Origin of the sequence: Flavobacterium sp. ACN6, from assembly GCF_002304005.1 — a bacterium.
GTDB lineage: Bacteria > Bacteroidota > Bacteroidia > Flavobacteriales > Flavobacteriaceae > Flavobacterium.
On sequence record NZ_MRCQ01000009.1, the window covers coordinates 1 to 19562 of the forward strand.

Genomic DNA, 19562 nt, shown 5'->3' on the forward strand with positions numbered 1-19562 from the left:
AACTAACCATACAAGGACGTGCATTACCGTTTGAAAAGAGTGACCAAGTTCCTTTAGGATATAAGTTATCGTCTAAGGGCGATTACACCATTTCAATTGATCATGCTGATGGAATTTTTGATAATCAGGATGTTTATTTGGAAGATAAGGAAACAGGAAAAACAACAAATCTGCGTCTGGAAGATTATAAATTTACAACAGCTGAGGGATCTTTCAACAGTCGTTTTGTTATTCGTTATACTTCCAAAACATTAGGAACAGGGGATTTTGAAAATCTTGAAAATAATGTTATAGTTTCTGTTAAAAATGGAGTTGTAAAAATTACTTCTTCAAAAGAAACATTAAAAGAAGTGAACATTTTTAATATCGGAGCACAATTGTTATATACTAAAAACAAAGTAAATTCATCAGAATTGCTTATTTCGAATTTACATTCTAGTGATCAAGCGTTATTGGTAAAAATCACTTTAGAAAGCGGATATACATTTACTAAGAAAATTATTTATAGTAACTTGTAATTGTAAAACCCAAATAAACTTAAAGTCCATTCCTTAAAAAAGAGTGGACTTTTTTATGCTGTAATATCCCTAAATCTAGGTATTGCGGCGCTTGTTAATACTTTATAATTTTAATTAATACTTCTATATATTAACTTTAATTGTATTGTTTTGATTAAAAAATTATTTTGGTTATCAATTTTTACTCTTTTTGTATCTGTTAATTTAAATCTTTTTGCACAGCAAGGTAAGGTAGATAATACCTTTAACACACTTGATGATGGGCAGAACGGCGACGGATTTAATGGTGCCGTCAGAACACTTCTTTTACAAAGAGAAGGTAGTTTAATAGTTGGCGGCGACTATTCAAGCTTAAATGGGTTTCCAGTATCCTATCTGACACGTTTAAATCCTGATGGCTCAATAGATGAAAGTTTTAATACTGGAGCAGGTTTTAATGGTAAAATCTATGCTTCTTATTTACAGGACGATGGCAAAATCATACTAGGAGGCAGTTTTACAAATTACAATGGAATCAACGCAGGAAGACTTATTCGCTTAAATCCTGATGGTTCTTACGACCCTAGTTTTAATACAACTGTCGGAGCAGCGACAGGAATAGTTTATGACATCGCATCTCAATCGGATGGAAAAATAATTATCGTTGGAAGCTTTACTAAATATACTAACACTACAGTTAATCGAATAGCACGTTTATTACCAAACGGAACGCTCGATTCTTCATTTTTAACAGGTTCTGGTTCTGCATTGAATATTACGCACGTAAGAGTCACTTCGAGCGAAAAAATAATCTTGACAGGCAATTTTACCACATTTAATGGAACTCCAGCAAATAAAATTATTCGATTAAATACAAACGGTAGTTTTGATCCAAGTTTTGATATAGGAAGTGGCTTTGATGATAATGTAAATGCAGCTGCCTTACAGTCTGATGGTAAAATTATTTTAGGAGGTAATTTTACAACATACAACAATAGTGCTGCAAATGGAATAATTCGTTTGAATGAAGATGGAACGATAGACGAAAGTTTTCAAACAGGTTTAGGTTTTAGCAAAGAGGGAGTCCAAATGTTGAAGATAGATTCCAATGGCGATATAATGGTAGGAGGATCTTTTACAGGCATTTATAATAATACAGAAGTTAACAGACTCATTTTTCTTAAAAGAGATGGTACATTAAAACAAAACTTTGATATCGGAGCGGGACCATCATCAGCTTCTGTTCTTAGTTTAGAATATGACGAAGAAGGGAATTGGTTTGTAGGAGGTTCTTTTTCTGTATTTAATGGACAAAATCAAGGAAGATTAGCGAAAATCAGTAGCGAAGGAGAACATGATATTGCTTATTTATCATCTGGAATTGGGTTTGACAATTCCGTTTTGAGTATTCTGCCTTTGCCTAATAATAAAACAATTATCGGAGGCAATTTTAAGAAATTTAACCAAATGCTTGTATCTAAAATCACTTGTCTTTTGGAAGATGGTTCGATAGATACTTCTTTTATCACTGATAATACAGGGGCAAATAATTTAGTAAAAACAACAACATTACAAGCAGATGGAAAAGTAATTTTGGGAGGTAATTTTACAAGATACAACGACATTCCAAATAATCGAATTGCCAGGATTTTTGCCAATGGACAAATTGATAATTCCTTTCTAATAGGTGAAGGCTTTAATGGACAAGTATACTCATTGGCTATTCAGCATGACCAGAAGATAATTGCGGCAGGTAATTTTACAAAGTTTAATGGATCATCAGTAAGCACCTGTAGAATTATTAGGTTACTTCCAGACGGATCAAAAGATCCTAGTTTCAATACTGGTTCAGGTGCAGATGGAATTATTGAAACAGTAGTTCTGCAAGCAGATGGAAAGATTCTGGCAGGAGGCCATTTCAAAATATTTAATAATCTGCCTTTTGCAGGTTTAGTGCGTTTAAATCAAGATGGGAGCGTTGATTTAAGTTTTAATATCCAAAATGGTTTTGATAAAAATGTTTACACAATTGCTCTGCAGGCCGATCAAAAAATTATTGTTGGTGGTTCATTTTTAACTTTCAATGGAATTTCCCAAAAGAAAATTCTTCGATTAAATAGCAATGGAGGTCTCGATACTTCGTTTGAATCTGGAATCGGTTTTAGCAAAGGCGATGTCCGCAGTATTTTGGTTCAGCCTGATCAAAGGATCTTAGTTGGAGGCACTTTTTCGGGAACCTATAAAAATATGACATCTCTCAGACTTATTCGATTAATGCCTTCAGGTGCATATGACAATTCTTTTACAGCACCTCTGAATAATACCCTTTTTTCAATGAATTTTACAAACGATTATAAATTGTTAATCGGAGGAAACTTTAATTCCGTATCAGGTATTTCAAAGCACAGAATTGCCAGATTGAAGCTGTGTGTAGATGCCACAACTTGGGATGGTATTTCTTGGTCAAATGGTTTTCCTTCATCAGGAAAAGATGTTTATTTTAAAGAAAACTATCCAAATTTAATGACTGCAACAATTTGTGGCTGTTCTATTGACCAAGATAAAACAGTTGTATTGTTACACAATAACACTTTGGGGATAGAATTTGCATATACAGGTTCTGGAACTTTGATTTTGGAAGATGGAGCCAGTTTATATCAATCAGATGATGATATGGTAAATACTGGGGTTATTCATTTGAAACGTAAAACAAATCCTGTAATGCGATACGATCTCACTTATTGGTCTTCACCAGTTGATAATCAGAAATTAGTTGATTTTTCCCCGGAAACACTTTGGGATAAATTCTATTGGTACGATCCAATTTCTAAGTGGAATGTCAATTATTTCGGAACAATGACAATGATTCCAGGGCAGGGTTATAATGTTAGAGCTCCACAAAGTTATTCACTTACAGAACGCATAATATTTGAGGGAACTTTTAAAGGAATTCCAAATAATGGCAAAGTTGAGTTTAATTTTGAATACGCAAATCGGTTTTATTTAGCAGGGAATCCATATCCTTCTGCAATAAGTGCAGATGCTTTTTTAAAGTATAATGCTTCGAAAATAAAAGGAGCACTCTATTTTTGGACGCATAATGCACCACCATCAAACAATAGCTATCCCAATGATGGTTTTGCAACTTATAATCTTCTAGGAGGCGTTGGCACAAGTCCCGCAATTGTTTCTGGGGTAAGTAATTTGGCACCAGATGGTACAATTGCTTCTGGACAGGGATTTATTCTAAAAAGCAGTGTAGAAGGGACGATAGAATTTAATAACAGCATGCGAATAGCGGGAAGAAACAACGCTTTCTTTAAACCTGCCAAAAGTTCGAAAATAGATATTCAAAATGAAAAGCATCGCTTTTGGTTAAATCTTAAGGATAAAGATACAGGATTTAGACAGATACTTTTAGGTTATGCAGACGGTGCTTCGGATTCTTTAGACTGGAGTTATGATGCAGAAATTTTAGTGTCAGATGAAGGTTTGGATTTTTATAGTATTGTAGAAAGTAAAAAATTAGTAATTCAGGGAAGGGCCTTGCCATTCAAGGAAAGTGATTCAATTGTTTTGGGATTTAAAGCCACTGTAAAAGGGATTTTCTTATTAGAGCTAGATCATAGAGATAAATTCTTTGATTCTAGAACCATTTTTTTAGTAGATAAAACTTTAAATAAAGTTCATAACCTTAATGAAGTTCCTTATCAATTTGATTCTGAAATAGGGACTTTTAATGATCGTTTTTCGGTAATTTATACTGAAAAGACCCTAGGAATTAATGATAACAAAAGAGAATTAGATGAAGTTTTAGTGTCCGTAAAAAATCGCATTATTAGCGTGAATTCCTTAGAAAATAATCTAAAAGAAATCTTGATATATGATGCTTCTGGAAAACAATTGTATAAGAAAGATAAAATTGAAACAAACAAAATTACTATCCCAAATTTAGTTTCTTCTCATCAAGTTTTGTTCGTTAAAATAATTTTTGAAAATGATAAATCAACAACGAAAAAAGTAATTTTCTAAGCTTTAAACTTACTATTTATAAAAAGCCTTTTGCATAATTAATGCAAAAGGCTTTTTTATTATATGTTATTGTTGTAAAATATTGAATTTAAGAGGTTTAAATTGCTTTTTTAAGCTATTTAACAGTTTTTTCTTATTTTTAATATATTTTGTGTTTTGGGTGTTAAAAATATATGTTTAATACTACAATGTGAATTTCAATGTAAATAAAATCGTACCTTGTTATGATTATTTTTCGACTAAAAGCAATAATAGACGACTAAATGCATTTTTTACAAGCCTTATATCGGTAATCTTTTTCTTTAAAAATATATTTTAAATACTATATCTGCCAAACTGAATAGAACAATTATTGTCTTAATCTTAATCTTACTATCATGAGACTAAAATTACCTTTGTTTTTCATTTTTATCAGTATCTATTCCTGGTCTCAGACCACAAATACATTTACATCTAATGGCTCATTTGTTGTTGCTGCAGGTCTTACATCTGTAACTGCCGAATGTTGGGGGGCCGGTGGAGCCGGTGGAGGAAATGACACAAGTAATTCAGCAGGAGGCGGCGGAGGCGGCGGATATAGTAAAGCTCTAATTACTGTAAGTCCAAATACTACAATAAATTATTCAGTTGGTGTAGGAGGCTTAGGGTCAACTGCAAGTGGTCCTAACGGATCAGCAACTACTTTTTCTACTGTATCTGCAAATGGAGGCGGCGGGGGTACAAGTGGTACTGGAGGCGCCGCAGGTGTGGGAGGAGCGATTGGTACAGGTACAACTTTTTCAGGAGGTAAAGGATCTAATGGAAGTCTTGTTCTTACATTATTATATTCAGGAGGCGGAGGAAGTAGTGCGGGTATTGCCTCAAATGGTAATAATGCATCTCTTGGCGGTGGTGGTGCTGCTGTTACAGGAGGTGGAGCTGGTGGTAACGGAGGTGCTGTAGCAGGTCCTGGAGCCAACGGTGGTATACCAGGCGGTGGAGGCGGAGGCGGTTTGGTTTTGCTGGGTTTGGGTAATAACAAAGGAGGAAATGGAGGAAACGGACAAATAAAATTAACCTATACATGTCCTGCTTATAATATTACTACAACAGCAGCTGGCAATGCTTGCGTGACAGATGGTAATTCTTCAGTAGTACTAACATCAAGTACATCTCTATTGCCTGCTGGTAATTATACAGTAACCTATGACCGTAGTAGTCCGGCTGCTACTGGTTTAACAGCTCCAATGACAGTTGCTTCAGCAGGAACGGGAAATTTTACAGCAGTAGGTTTTACAGCAGCAGGCACAAGTACTATAACAATAAGAAGTATTGCATCAGGTACTTGTAGTTCTACAATTAGTACAAGTTCAGCAAGTACAGCAAGTATTACAGTTTTTGGTATAAGTGTGGGAGGATCCGCTGGAGGTGGTACTACGATTTGTAGTGGCTCTGGAAGTGGTACTTTAACATTGTCAGGACAAACTGGGACAGTCGTAAAATGGCAATCATCTGTAAGTCCATTTTCTACCTGGTCAGACATTACAAATTCGGCAGCCACAACGTATGTTTCAGGACCATTAACTCAAACAACTCGATTTAGAGCTGTAGTAAAGAACGGAACTTGTAGCACTGCAGATTCTAATTATACTACTGTAACTGTAAATCCCAATCCTACCATTTCAACAACTGGAACTTTGGCAGCAGTTTGTCAAAATACATTAGCACAGCCCACTTCTCTGGCATATACTGCTACGACAAATTCACCTATAAGTTATTCTATTGATTGGCAGACTTTGACCGATCAGGGAACAACCGCATTTACATTTGGGGCAGGAACGGGGAGTATAAATAATATAAATGTTCCTGCAAATACACCTTCAGGAAATTACTTGGGTGTTTTAACTATTTTAAATGGTAATGGCTGTTTTGCTAATCAAAATATTTCTTTAACAGTTAATGCTCTTCCAACAATAACAACTACAGGAACTGTAACAGCAGTATGTCAAAGCGCATCAGCGCAGCCCACTTCTCTGGCGTATACTGCTACAACAAATGCACCAATAAATTATTCTATCGATTGGCAGACTTTAACCGATCAGGGAGCAACTGCTTTTGCGTTTGGGTCTGGAGCTGGAAGCATTAATAATATAAGCGTTCCTGCAAATACAGCCGCAGGAACATACAATGGTGTGATGACAATTTCAACAGTAAATGGATGTTCACGAACTCAGGCGGTTTCTTTGGTAGTTAATACCAGCCCGACAATAAATACAACAGGAGTGTTTACTTCAGTTTGTCAAAGTGCCTCGGCCCAGATTACGACTTTAAATTATAATTCTACAACAGGATCTCCCGTTAATTATGCTATAGACTGGGTTGCTTTAACAGATCAAGCATCAACACCATTTCCTTTTAGCTCGGGTTCAGGTACTGTAATTAATGTGAATGTTCCGGCCAATACAGCAGCAGGAACGTACAATGGTGTTATGACAATTTCAACAGCAAATGCGTGTCCTGTAAATCAAGCAGTTTCTTTAACTATAAATGCTGTTTCAACTGCGCCAACAGCTTCTGTGACTCAACAGCCAACATGCCAAAATAATACAGGTATCATAACTGTAACATCACCAGCATCAGGAACAGGTTATTCTTATAGTATAAATGGTACTGATTTTAGTAATACTTCAGGAGTTTTTACAGGTCTTGCCTCAGGAGCTTACAATGTAACAACAAAAAACATTTCATCTGGATGTGAATCGCTATCGACACCACTTAATGTAAATGCAGTTGTTACAAAAATGTGGAACGGTAGTGTTAGTGCAAGTTGGGGAGATGCATCAAATTGGACCCCTGCAGGAGTACCTCTGGCGTCTGATTGTGTTGAGATACCTGATGTAGCAATTAACCCAATTATTTCAGGAACTAATGGTAGTTTTTTTGCGAATAGAATAACCATAGAAAATGAAGGTTCTTTGATAGTTGAAGGAACAAATACAATTACGGTTACTAATGAGGTAAAGGTCTTTGGTAATGGTGTTTTTAATTTTGAAAATAATGCCAGCTTAGTTCAGGTATCAAATGCAGTTAATACAGGAAATATTACTTATAAAAGAGATAGCAAGCCATTACGATTTTTTGATCTTACACATTGGTCGTCACCAGTAACTCGAGTTCCCGCACTTACATTATATAGTTTTTCTCCGGGTACTTTATGGGATAAATATTTTAAATATGATCCAGTGGCAAAATGGGTGACAGTTTATAACGGAACAGAAGAAATGATTAAAGGAGTAGGTTATAGCATTCGATCACCTCAATCTTTTGATTTAAGTATACCTCAGATCTTTCACGCAGAATTTGTTGGAGTTCCTAATAATGGAGATATTTTAGGACCGGCAGCTGTTGCAGAAAAATTTACATTTTTTGGAAATCCATATCCTTCGGCAATTTATGCAGATCAATTCATATATGATAATACTGCTAATATTTATGGGACACTATTTTTCTGGACACACAATTCACTGCCAAGTCAAAGTGTTCCAGGTGACAATCGTTTTTACTATAGTGATAATGATTATGCAATTTATAATTTATCTGGTTCGACATCAATCGGGAATATGGTAGGAACTGGTGCGCCTACTCCTGGAAATCAAGATCCTCCTTCAGGGTATATTGCGGCGGGGCAAGGTTTTTTCGCTAAAGCAAGAACAACTCAAAGTGTACTCTTTACAAATTCGATGAGAGTACCTGGACGCAACAGTCAGTTTTATAAGTCTACGCAAGCAAATGTAATTGAAAAACATCGAGTGTGGTTAAATATGACAAATACGCAAGGGGCATTTAAGCAGTTATTAATCGCATATGTAACGGGCGCTACCAATTTATGGGATAATAATTACGATGCGGTAAGTATGGATGCACATCCTTACATTGATTTTTTTAGCATTAATCAAAATAAAAAATTGGTAATCCAAGGGCGTGAAGTACCTTTTGTTGCATCAGACACAATTCCTTTGGGCTACAGATCTGCTTTAGAAGGAGAATTTACAATTGCCATAGATCATACCGACGGTAATTTGGATGATCAGGTTGTTTATCTGCAAGACAACGTAACTAAAAAGCTCCATAACCTTAAATCTGGAGGTTATACTTTTACAACCACAATAGGTCTTTTTCCAAGTCGTTTTGTGCTGCGTTATACTGACCCTTCCGGTACTTTAGGAAATGAGGATTTTACGGGTCTGGAGCAATATGTTTTTGTTTCGGTTAAAGATAAAAATATAAAACTGCAGTCGACCTCAGATGAAGAAAAACTGCAAGAAACAGCTGTTTATGATATTGGTGGAAAACTGCTGTATCATAAAACAGGAATTGATAATAAAGAATGGCTCATTACAAATCTGCATTCTGGACCTCAGGTTCTTCTCGTAAAAATCACATTAGATAACGGAAAGGTTATCACAAGAAAAGTTATTTTTAACTAAGATAAAAAAGCGGTTGAGAAATAAAACTCAACCGCTTTTTTATAATTAAGCCGAACGCCTCAAATTTTCATTGGTATTTGTAATGGCCTTTTCATTTTTATAGTCAATCCATTTTTGGCCTTTAAATTTTCGCATCATGATATCAAAATGGCGCATGATAAAAACATTATAAGCCGCTTTAGATAAATTCAATATGTTTTTTGGAAAAGCACGAAGACTCATTGAAAATCCTGGAGTTAAATATTTCATATAATGCCAATAACCTTCTGGCATATACAACATTTCACCGTGTTTTAGATTAGTGATATATCCTTCAGCATTTTTAAGAGCAGGAAATTTTTCATAATCAGGATTGTCAAAATCAATGTCTTCTCTCGAAATCAAAGCATGAGGTACTTTATACATATATTTTGATTGGTCTGGCGCAAAAATCATGCACTGCTTTTCTCCATGAAAATGAAAATGAAGAATATTAGAATAATCAATGTCATAATGCATAAATACCCTTGCATTTTCTCCCCCAAAAAATAACATAGGTAATTGCTTAACCAATCTTAAACCAATATCTGGCCATAAAAAGTCATTCTTTAACGTTGGCACATCTTTCATTAAATTATAAAGAAAAATGCGGTAATTGGTAGGTTTTGATTCCAAAAGGTTAATATAATCACTCATTTTCATTTTCAGATGAGCTTGATTAAATCCTTCTTCATGGTTTACAGGGCGATCATCGTACAAAGGAACGGTGATGTTACCTGCGATATCATTAATATAGGATAATTTCCATTTTTGATAAGCCGGCCAGTCCTCGGTCAGTTCTTCAACAACAACTGGAATTTGTTTTTTTACATATTGGGAAATAAAATCTTCTCTAGAGATTTTTTTGACCCTTTCTATTTGCTTTAACTTCATTTTTATAAATAAAAAAATTGCTTATACTCTGTGCATAAGCAATTTAAAAATATTTATTGAAATTTATTAACTCTTTTAACTAAATTTTTGATTTGATCGATGCTTCAATGTTTTTTTCAATTGTGTGTCCTGGTCTTGTCCATTTAGGTTTTTCTCCTAATGAATTAAATTCAGAATCCGAAGCTTCGACTGTTTTGGGCTGTGAAACTTTTATAAACGGTTTTTGCGGAATCAATCCTAACATTTCAAACATTTTCATGTCTTCATTAACATCGGGATTTGGAGTTGTAAGTAATTTGTCTCCAGCAAATATAGAGTTTGCTCCTGCAAAAAAGCACATTGCCTGACCTTCGCGTGACATATCTGCCCTTCCTGCAGACAAGCGAACTTGTGTTTCGGGCATTACAATTCTGGTAGTGGCTACCATTCGGATCATTTCCCAAATCTCAACTGGTTTTTCTTCTTCCATCGGAGTTCCTTCAACTGCCACCAATGCATTAATCGGAACAGATTCCGGCTGTGGATTTAAGGTCGAAAGTGCCACAAGCATTCCCGCTCTGTCTTCAATACTTTCTCCCATTCCGATAATGCCGCCACTGCAAACGGTAACGTTTGTTTTACGAACATTTTCTATTGTTTGTAAACGATCTTCAAAACCACGAGTTGAAATTACATCTTTATAATATTCTTCAGAAGTATCTAAATTATGATTGTAGGCATATAAACCAGCTTCAGCCAAACGTTGTGCTTGGTTTTCGGTAAGCATTCCTAAAGTACAGCAAACCTCCATATCCAGTTTATTGATCGTACGGACCATTTCTAAAACTTGATCAAATTCTTCTCCGTCTTTTACATTTCTCCAAGCCGCGCCCATACATACGCGGGAAGAACCATTAGATTTTGCTCTCAAAGCTTGTGCTTTAACCTGACTTACAGTCATTAAATCATTTCCTTCAACTCCCGTATTATATCTCGCAGCTTGGGGACAATAACCGCAATCTTCTGGACATCCGCCGGTTTTTATAGAAAGTAAAGTAGAAACCTGAACTACGTTTGGGTCGTGTTCTTGTCTGTGAATTGTTGCTGCTTCATAAAGCAAGTCCATCAAAGGTTTAGTATAGATGGCAATTATTTCGTCTTTTGTCCAGTTGTGTTTTGTAATGCTCATGGATAAATTGTTTTTTGGAGCATTAAAAGTAAGTAAATTATGATAACAGATTATCTTACTTGTTAAAAATGAGGATTTTCAATTTTTTTTCTAAAAAGAAACACCCTAAAATCACAGAATTAAGAATTTCTATGATTTTAGAGTGCTAAAATGTTTGTTTTTATTCTGATAAATTAATCAGCTGCATATTTGTTATTCCAATACAGCATCATCATTAAAGTAACGATTACAGATGAAGCAATTCCTTCAAACAATAAACAAATGCAATACGTTGGTACTGATGGATTTCCCCCAAACATAAATGTTTCAGATAAAGTTCTTACATAAGCGTCTCCGCCTCGCGCATAACTGTAAACCAATAAACCGAATACGCTCATAGATACGCCGACTACAGAAGTAGCCATTGCAGAAACTGCATTAGATACAAAATTGGTTTCTCCCTCATGAAGGTTCATCTGCATTGTCCTATTAACACCGTAAAAGATGAAGAATACGTTGAGTGTTCTTAAGTAAAACAAATCGGCTAAACCCAAAACATTCATCAATAAAAAATAAATGCCAATTCCGAGAAAAATCAAAAAGCCGTTGGTAATTTCTTTAGGTAATTTCATAGTGGTTATTTTTAAAGAAGTTAATAGTAAATATTTGAAAAACAGTATTCTATCAAATTTACTAAAAAAATAACTACGATGATTTAAAAACAGGAAAAACTACATTATGCCCATTTTTTAAAGAAGATTTATAAAAGCCAAAGCCTCGTTCTGATCTTGCTTAAGCTGTGCTTTTAAAGCATCAATAGAACCGAATTTTTGCTCTTCGCGAATGTAACGCAGCAATGAAACCTCAATATTTTGATCGTAAATGTCTTTGTCGAAATCAAAAAGATGCACTTCGATAGTTTGTTTTTCGCCATTCACAGTCGGATTAAAGCCAATATTCATCATGCCGTAAACAATTTCTTCGTTTATAACAGCTTTTACAACATAAACACCAATTTTTGGGATCAGCTTATAATCTTCTTCAATGTGAATATTTGCAGTAGGAAAACCAATAGTTCTTCCTAATTGTTTGCCTTTTACAACTGTACCGCTCAAAAAGTAATTGTAACCTAAATATTCGTTTGCCAAAGCCATATTGCCTTCGTTTAGAGCTTTTCTGATTTTGGTTGAACTTACCGAAACATCCTGAATTTCTTCAGCTGAAATTTGTTCTACTTCAAAGCCGTATGCTGCACCAAAAGCAATCAAATCATCAATATTTGCAGTTCTATTGCGGCCGAAACGATGATCATGCCCGATAATTATTTTCTGAATCTGAAATTTATCTACCAAAATAGTGTGAACAAATTCTTCTGCAGTCAGTCTGGAAAAGCTTTCATCAAAAGGGTGAACGATAAGATTTTCAACACCGCTTGCTTCCAGAAGTTTTATTTTTTCGGTGATAGTATTCAGCAGTTTTATTTCAGATTTTTCTTGAAGAACCATTCGCGGATGCGGAAAAAAAGTCAGTACTAAACTTTCGTATTTTCCGTCTTCAGTATTTTGTGTAATTCGTTCCAGAATTTTTTTGTGACCAATATGCACGCCGTCAAAGGTCCCAAGAGTTAAAATTGTTTTCTTGGTTGACTGAAAATCGTTTATAGAATGAAAGAGCTTCAAAACAAATTATTTAAGATGCTGCAAATTTATACTTTTATGTTTTAAATATAATACTAGCTAAATCGAATTTTAACTGTCAGAGATTTCTTTTTGTGAAAATAAGCCGACTCGTCGATTAAAAAACATTAATTGTCTTATATATTGTACAATTTAAATTAATTGAAGTAATTTTGATATTATATCTTCATAGTATGAAAAAACAATTACTTTATATATTTTTCATTTTTTGCTTCACGAACGTTAATGCTCAGAATGATGGTTTGTGGCAAAAGGTAAGTTCCTCTTCATCGCTTTCGCGAAAAGCAAATATTTTAGGATCTGGAAAGTTGTATTATAAATTAAATGCAGATTTACTAAGTTCTAAACTTGCCTCAACAACAAGTAAATTAGCATCAAGCAATAAAACTGAAATAACAATTCCGAATACAGAAGGAGTTTTGGAACGTTTTTCGGTTTGGGAATCATCTAATTTTGATCCGGAATTGCAATCCAAATACCCAGAAATTAGAGCATATGAAGGAAGAGGAATAGATGACAAAAATGCTAAAATACATTTTAGTGTGGCTCCAATTGGAATGCAGACAATGGTTTTTCGTGCTGCAAAACCTACTGAATATATAGAGCAGAATCCTGATGATAAATCGGAATATGTTTTATTTAAATCTACAGAGGATGCAGATTCTAAAATGCGTTTAGACTGCAAAACTGCTAATGTGATTTCTGAAAATAAAGCATCAACTACTGCAAAAACGGCTTCAAATGCCAAGCAGTTTAAAACACTTCGTCTGGCTTTATCTTGTACAGGAGAATATACTGCTTTTTTTGGAGGAACAAAACAAGGAGCATTGGCAGGAATGAATGCGACTCTGACTCGTGTAAATGGAGTTTTTGATCGTGATCTTTCTGTAAAAGTAGTTTTGGTCGCGAATAATGATGCTGTTATTTATACAGATGCTTCGACGGATCCTTATTCAATAGCTTCGGTAGGAGCGGCTACCAACAATCCAACTTGGGGACAGCAGGTTCAAACGACTTTGACCAATGTTATTGGCGATGGAAATTATGATATCGGACATTTGTTTGGAGCTTCGGGCGGCGGAGGTCTTGCTAACTGTATTGGTTGTGTTTGTGTGAGCCCAACTTCTAGCGCTCCTCTTGCAAAAGGAAGTGCTTTTACTTCTCCAGCAGATCAAAGACCGCAAGGTGATACTTTCGATATAGATTTTGTTGCCCACGAAATGGGACATCAGCTTGGTGGATCTCATACTTTTTCGCATGCACTCGAGGGATTAGGTACAAGCTATGAGCCTGGAAGTGGTTCAACAATTATGGCTTATGCAGGTGTAACGGATGGCTATAATGTTCAAAATAATTCTGATGATTATTTTTCTTATGCAAGTATTAATCAAATACAAAATAATCTAGCTGGAAAAACGTGTCCAGTAACTACAGCAATAACTAATAATCCTCCAGCAATAAGTGCAGGAGAAGATTATACAATTCCAATAAGTACAGCATTTGTTTTAAAAGGAACAGGATCAGATACTGAAGGGAATTCTATAACATACACTTGGGAACAATATGATAATGCCACCACCACTTCAGGTGCAAATAGTGTTGCGTATGCCACAAAACCAAATGGTCCAATGTTTAGATCTTTTTTGCCTACAGCTTCACCAGTTCGTTATATGCCGGCTTTCAGTTCGGTGTTAAATAATCAATTAACAACAACTTGGGAATCGGTTTCTTCTATAGCAAAAACAATGAATTTTACATTAACAGGAAGAGATAATGCTCCAGAGGGAACAGCGCAAACTAGTACAGATGCGATGGTCGTGACAGTAAGTGCAGCCGCGGGGCCGTTTGCTGTAACTTCGCAAAATACTGGAGATGTTGCATGGGAAAAGGGATCAACACAAACTATTACTTGGAGCGTTAATAATACAAATACACTTCCGGGATCTTCAAATGTAAATATAAAATTATCTATCGATGGAGGTTTGACATTTCCAACGACACTGGCTACAAGTACTCTAAATGATGGTTCAGAAACGGTATTGATTCCTTCTAACATTGAGGCGTCTACGAATTGCAGACTTTTGATAGAACCTGTAAACAATATTTATTATGCTTTAAATACCACTCCTTTTGCGATTGGATATTCTGTTGCAATTGATTGTTCTACTTATAATTTTGACGGAGGATATTCAACTGGTAATGGGTCAGTCTTTATAAATAAAACGGTTTCGGTGCCATCTGCAGTAGGAACTATTTCAGATGTTAATGTTTCTGTGAATGTTACACACGCAAGATTTTCGGATCTCGAAATGCAGATTGTAAGTCCAAGCGGAACAGTTGTAACTTTATTTAATAAAAGCTGTGGCACTACAAATTCGACTTTGGCTCTTCAATTTGATGACAGCGGAAGTGTTTTAAATTGCGGTACAACTACTAGCCAAATTGTAATTCCAGCCAGCTTATTAAGTGCTTTTAATGGAGAAAATCCGCAGGGAAATTGGACTTTTGGAGTTCGTGACTCTACAGTTGGAGCACTTGGCACAATAAATTCAGCTTCGGTAAATATCTGTAATAGAGTATATACACTTGGGGATTCAGATTTTGAAAATATTGATTTTGCATTATTTCCAAATCCAAACAAAGGAAATTTTACCATTCAATTTAGCAGAGATTCACTTAAAGAAGTTAAAGTGTATGTTCATGATATTTTAGGTAAATACGTTTACAGTAAAACTTTTCAAGGTTCAGGCTATTTTATTCAAGATATTCAATTGCCAAATGTGCCCAATGGCGTTTATCTAGTTACGGTTACCGATGGAGAAAAAAGAACAGTAAAGAAAATTTTGGTGAATTAAATCTGTTTAAATGCCAAATGTTTTAAAATCCAAATTCCAGTACTAATTGGAATTTGGATTTTTTTGTTGACATTTATTTTAAGAGTTCGCCATCGCCATACAGACAATGCTGATTTTTGCTCCCGGAATTTTTAGTAATGCTCTGGAACAAGCCTCGAGTGTTGCGCCAGTTGTAAGAACGTCATCAACAATCATGAAATGTTTATCGTGATCTGCTTCGTTGAATTCTACATCAAAAATATTCTCGATATTTTCTGATCTTCCTAAAAGATTTTTTTTGGATTGTGTTTTAGAATATACTTTTCGGAATAAAATTTTTTCATTAAAAGGAATTTCAAAACCAGAAGCAATTGCTTTTCCAAAAGTCGTAACTTGATTATAGCCTCGTTCTTTAAATTTCTTTTTATGAAGCGGCACCGGAATTACAAAATCAAAAGGAATTTCTAATTGAATCTCTTTTAAATCTTCGGCGTACCAACTTCCTAAAACGGTTCCAATTTCTTCGTGGCCTTTATATTTTAGATTATGAATTAATTCTTGTACAATTCCCTTTTTATTAAAGTATAAAAATGCCGAGGCAAATTGCACGTCAACTTTACCATAAAACTTTTTTACGGCTTGATTTTTTGGATCTAAATGATATTGAGTAAGAGGTAATTCGTGGCGGCAGGAAGTACAGAAAACAATTTCATTCTGCAATAAAATGGCGCGGCATCCGTCACAGACTTTCGGGAAAAACAGATTTATTAGGTAATTAATCACAAAAAGAGAGATTTTATTTACAAAAATAACAAAATCAATACTTCAAACTTTATTATTTTTCTTTTTTTTAAAGGTACTTTTTATATTTTTGCATCATTATGGCAAAACAAGAAGATATATTTAAGAATGTGGTTTCGCACGCAAAAGAGTACGGATTTATTTTTCCGTCAAGCGAAGTTTACGACGGACTGAGTGCTGTTTATGATTATGCACAGAATGGTGTCGAATTAAAAAAGAATATCCGTGAATATTGGTGGAAATCAATGGTTCAGATGAATGAGAATATTGTCGGCCTTGATGCTGCGATATTAATGCATCCAACAACTTGGAAAGCTTCTGGACACGTTGATGCATTCAACGATCCATTAATTGATAATAAAGATTCTAAAAAAAGATATAGAGCAGACGTTTTGGTTGAAGATTATGCTGAAAAGATCAATCAAAAAGCTCAAAAGGAAATCGAAAAAGCAAGAGCCCGTTTTGGTGATGCTTTTAATGAGGAAGAATTTGTTACAACAAATGCCCGCGTTATGGAATATCTTTCAAAATATAAAGAAATTTTATCAAGGCTGGCAAAAGGAATGAGCGAAGATCTTCAGGATGTAAAAGCATTAATCGAAGAACTTGAAATCGCTGATCCTGAAACTGGTTCTAAAAACTGGACAGACGTTAAACAGTTCAACTTAATGTTTGGAACAAAACTTGGAGCTTCTGCAGACTCTGCAATGGATTTATATTTACGTCCGGAAACAGCTCAAGGTATTTTTGTAAACTTTTTAAATGTTCAGAAATCGGGTCGTATGAAAGTTCCTTTTGGAATTGCTCAAACAGGTAAAGCTTTCAGAAATGAAATCGTTGCAAGACAATTCATTTTCCGTATGCGTGAGTTCGAGCAAATGGAAATGCAGTTTTTTGTGCGTCCAGGCGAAGAAATGAAATGGTACCACCACTGGAAAGAAACGCGTTTAAAATGGCATTTATCTTTAGGTTTAGGGCAGGAAAACTACCGTTTTCATGATCACGAAAAATTAGCGCATTATGCAAATGCAGCTGCAGATATCGAATTTAATTTCCCATTCGGATTTAAAGAATTGGAAGGAATTCACTCTCGTACTGATTTCGATTTAAAAGCACACGAAGAATATTCAGGAAGAAAATTACAATATTTCGATGCTGAATTAAACCAAAATTACGTTCCTTATGTAGTAGAAACGTCTGTTGGTTTAGATCGTATGTTCCTGGCTGTTTTTGCAACTTCATTAAAAGAAGAAACATTAGAAGACGGATCAACAAGAACAGTTTTAAAATTACCAGCAGTTTTAGCGCCAACCAAAGCAGCAGTATTACCATTGGTTAAAAAAGATGGTTTACCAGAAATTTCAAGAAAAATCATCGAAGATTTGAAATGGGATTTCAATGTGGCATATGATGAAAAAGATGCGGTAGGACGTCGTTACAGAAGACAAGATGCTTTAGGAACGCCATTCTGTATTACAGTAGATCATCAAACACTTGAAGACGAAACAGTAACAATTCGTCATAGAGATACAATGAAACAAGATCGTGTAAAAATTACTGAACTAAGAGCTATTATCGAAAATGAAGTTTCGATGAAAAACTGGTTAATGAAAATGTAATCTTTACAGCTTATACTATAGATCCCAAATTCCGTAAAGGAGTTTGGGATTTTTGATTTTTAAAAACGGGTATTTTATCGATGTTTTTTGCATTTCATCATTTTGTATCAACATTTTAATGTAATGTGTTAACAATGAAATATTTAAAAATCTAAAATCCGTATTTTTAAATGCGGATAAATGCCAAACTAAATTTTTTCGCATTCGGTCAAATTGAGTCATTTTTTTGATTATGATTGTAAAGTGAGAAAAAGCAACAAAACCAAAAATTGAAGAAGTATTCGTATATTATAATTGATGATGATGCTGAAAGTATTTTGAAGACCAAAACAACCGCTGCAGGTTTTTCAGAATTATCTTTTACAGCATCGGCATCAAATTTTCAAGATGGTTTAAATTTAGTTTTAGAGCACAAGCCGGTCTTAATTTTTCTCGAAATAGAGCCAAAAGATTTATCGAGTCAGTTGTCTCTGACTTTTATCAGCGAATTGCACCGCTTTTTTCAGGAGATTCCCAAAATAATTATTACTACAAATAAAAAAGATAAAGCTTTTGACGCAATTCAATATAACGTCTTTGATTATCTTTTAAAACCAATTGCACATATTGATCTTCTAAAAACCGTTTTGAAGCTTAAAAAAGCTAATTTAGAGTCTAAAACGGTACCATTTAAAGAAGAACCAACTTCTATCGTGATTGATAATGTAAATAATGTGACAATTCCTCAAAATGTCGAAAAACCATTAACAATCTGTATAAAATCATACGGTGATTATCGCTATTTAAACGCCGCAGATATTTGTTACTTTCAAGCTGATAATAATTCGACCGATATTTATTTAAATACGGGTGAAATGATCACAGCATTTAAAACGTTAAAGCATTTTGAGAGTGTTTTGACCTATCCTTTTATTCGGATTCACAATAGTTATGTAATTAATCGAAATTATATTTCTAGAATTCACAGCGGAAACTCAATCTGTTACATAAAAAACTCATCCAAAAAGATTCCATTTTCTAAAACCTATAAAGCAAATGTCGATTTGATAATTGCCGATTTTGCTGCAGGAAATTACTTAGAAATCTAAAAACCAGATGTTTACCTCGATTTGCTATCCATTGACTATCAATTGGGTATGATCTACCATAAACTCAATTTTTTGTATAAATTTTTGTGGATCTCCGTATTAGTTTTACACCATGAAACGCAGCAAACAGCGAATCATTCTCCAAAAAAATAAACAAACATTAAAAACCTCAGGTCATGAAAAAAACAGCTTTGACATTCGGATTATTATCTTTAGTAATGGTTGCAACTTCTTTTGCAAATCCTACAACTCCAAATACTTCTAGTGAAAATTTAAGTATTGTTCCTCCTGGAGGTTCTAGTGCTGGTGGTGGTAGAAAACAAGATTTCCATGCAACAGAAAATAAAATTGAAATTAAAAGTAATAATTTTTCTGATGTTAATCAATCTTTAGGCGGAAGCAGAAAAGTAGATTAATTAGAAGAAAAAATTCAAATATTTAGGCTGTCAAATTTTGGCAGCCTTTTTTT

12 protein-coding genes are annotated in these 19562 nt (G+C 34.6%); 7 read left to right on the forward strand and 5 right to left on the reverse strand.

Translation table 11 applies throughout. The features are described 5' to 3' along the window. From BSF42_RS14525 to BSF42_RS22805, 3 genes are all read left to right on the forward strand, one after another. The coding region (locus BSF42_RS14525; RefSeq protein ID WP_141248462.1) for a T9SS sorting signal type C domain-containing protein at positions 1–518 on the forward strand (518 nt) is incomplete at its 5' end. Between the two features lie 150 nt (positions 519–668). Then, positions 669–4529, forward strand: coding sequence for a T9SS sorting signal type C domain-containing protein (locus BSF42_RS14530; protein ID WP_095953811.1), 3861 nt, complete (start codon positions 669–671; stop codon positions 4527–4529). Positions 4530–4906: 377 nt separating this feature from the next. After that, on the forward strand, positions 4907–8995 hold the full coding sequence (locus BSF42_RS22805) for a T9SS sorting signal type C domain-containing protein (RefSeq protein ID WP_095953812.1): 4089 nt from the start codon (positions 4907–4909) through the stop codon (positions 8993–8995). A gap of 45 nt (positions 8996–9040) precedes the next feature. Here the strand turns inward: BSF42_RS22805 and BSF42_RS14540 are convergent, their stop codons facing one another. The 4 genes from BSF42_RS14540 to BSF42_RS14555 form a co-directional block, all read right to left on the reverse strand. Continuing rightward, complete coding sequence (locus tag BSF42_RS14540; protein ID WP_095953813.1) at positions 9041–9907, reverse strand: cupin-like domain-containing protein; 867 nt, start codon at positions 9905–9907, stop codon at positions 9041–9043. A 79-nt stretch (positions 9908–9986) separates the two neighbouring features. Then, complete coding sequence (gene bioB, locus BSF42_RS14545; protein ID WP_095953814.1) at positions 9987–11075, reverse strand: biotin synthase BioB; 1089 nt, start codon at positions 11073–11075, stop codon at positions 9987–9989. Between the two features lie 173 nt (positions 11076–11248). Beyond that, entirely contained in the window at positions 11249–11686 is a 438-nt protein-coding gene (locus BSF42_RS14550) for a hypothetical protein (protein ID WP_095953815.1), read from the reverse strand. A 117-nt stretch (positions 11687–11803) separates the two neighbouring features. Next, positions 11804–12733, reverse strand: a complete 930-nt coding sequence (locus BSF42_RS14555) for a bifunctional riboflavin kinase/FAD synthetase (protein WP_095953816.1) — start codon at positions 12731–12733, stop codon at positions 11804–11806. A gap of 191 nt (positions 12734–12924) precedes the next feature. Between BSF42_RS14555 and BSF42_RS14560 the strand changes: the two genes are divergently transcribed. Beyond that, complete coding sequence (locus BSF42_RS14560; RefSeq protein WP_095953817.1) at positions 12925–15606, forward strand: reprolysin-like metallopeptidase; 2682 nt, start codon at positions 12925–12927, stop codon at positions 15604–15606. A gap of 78 nt (positions 15607–15684) precedes the next feature. Here the strand turns inward: BSF42_RS14560 and BSF42_RS14565 are convergent, their stop codons facing one another. After that, positions 15685–16368, reverse strand: coding sequence for a ComF family protein (locus BSF42_RS14565; protein ID WP_253251073.1), 684 nt, complete (start codon positions 16366–16368; stop codon positions 15685–15687). A gap of 98 nt (positions 16369–16466) precedes the next feature. Between BSF42_RS14565 and BSF42_RS14570 the strand changes: the two genes are divergently transcribed. From BSF42_RS14570 to BSF42_RS14585, 3 genes are all read left to right on the forward strand, one after another. Next, a complete protein-coding gene (locus BSF42_RS14570; protein WP_095953819.1) occupies positions 16467–18005 on the forward strand; it encodes a glycine--tRNA ligase in 1539 nt (512 codons plus the stop codon). Positions 18006–18274: 269 nt separating this feature from the next. Next, positions 18275–19093 carry a LytTR family DNA-binding domain-containing protein gene (locus BSF42_RS14580; protein WP_095953821.1) on the forward strand — a complete coding sequence of 273 codons (819 nt, stop codon included), beginning with the start codon at positions 18275–18277 and terminating at the stop codon, positions 19091–19093. Positions 19094–19269: 176 nt separating this feature from the next. Further along, the gene (locus tag BSF42_RS14585) at positions 19270–19509 is read left to right on the forward strand and encodes a hypothetical protein (RefSeq protein ID WP_095953822.1); all 240 of its coding nucleotides are present in this window, start codon (positions 19270–19272) and stop codon (positions 19507–19509) included. The last annotated feature ends 53 nt before the right edge of the window (positions 19510–19562 follow it).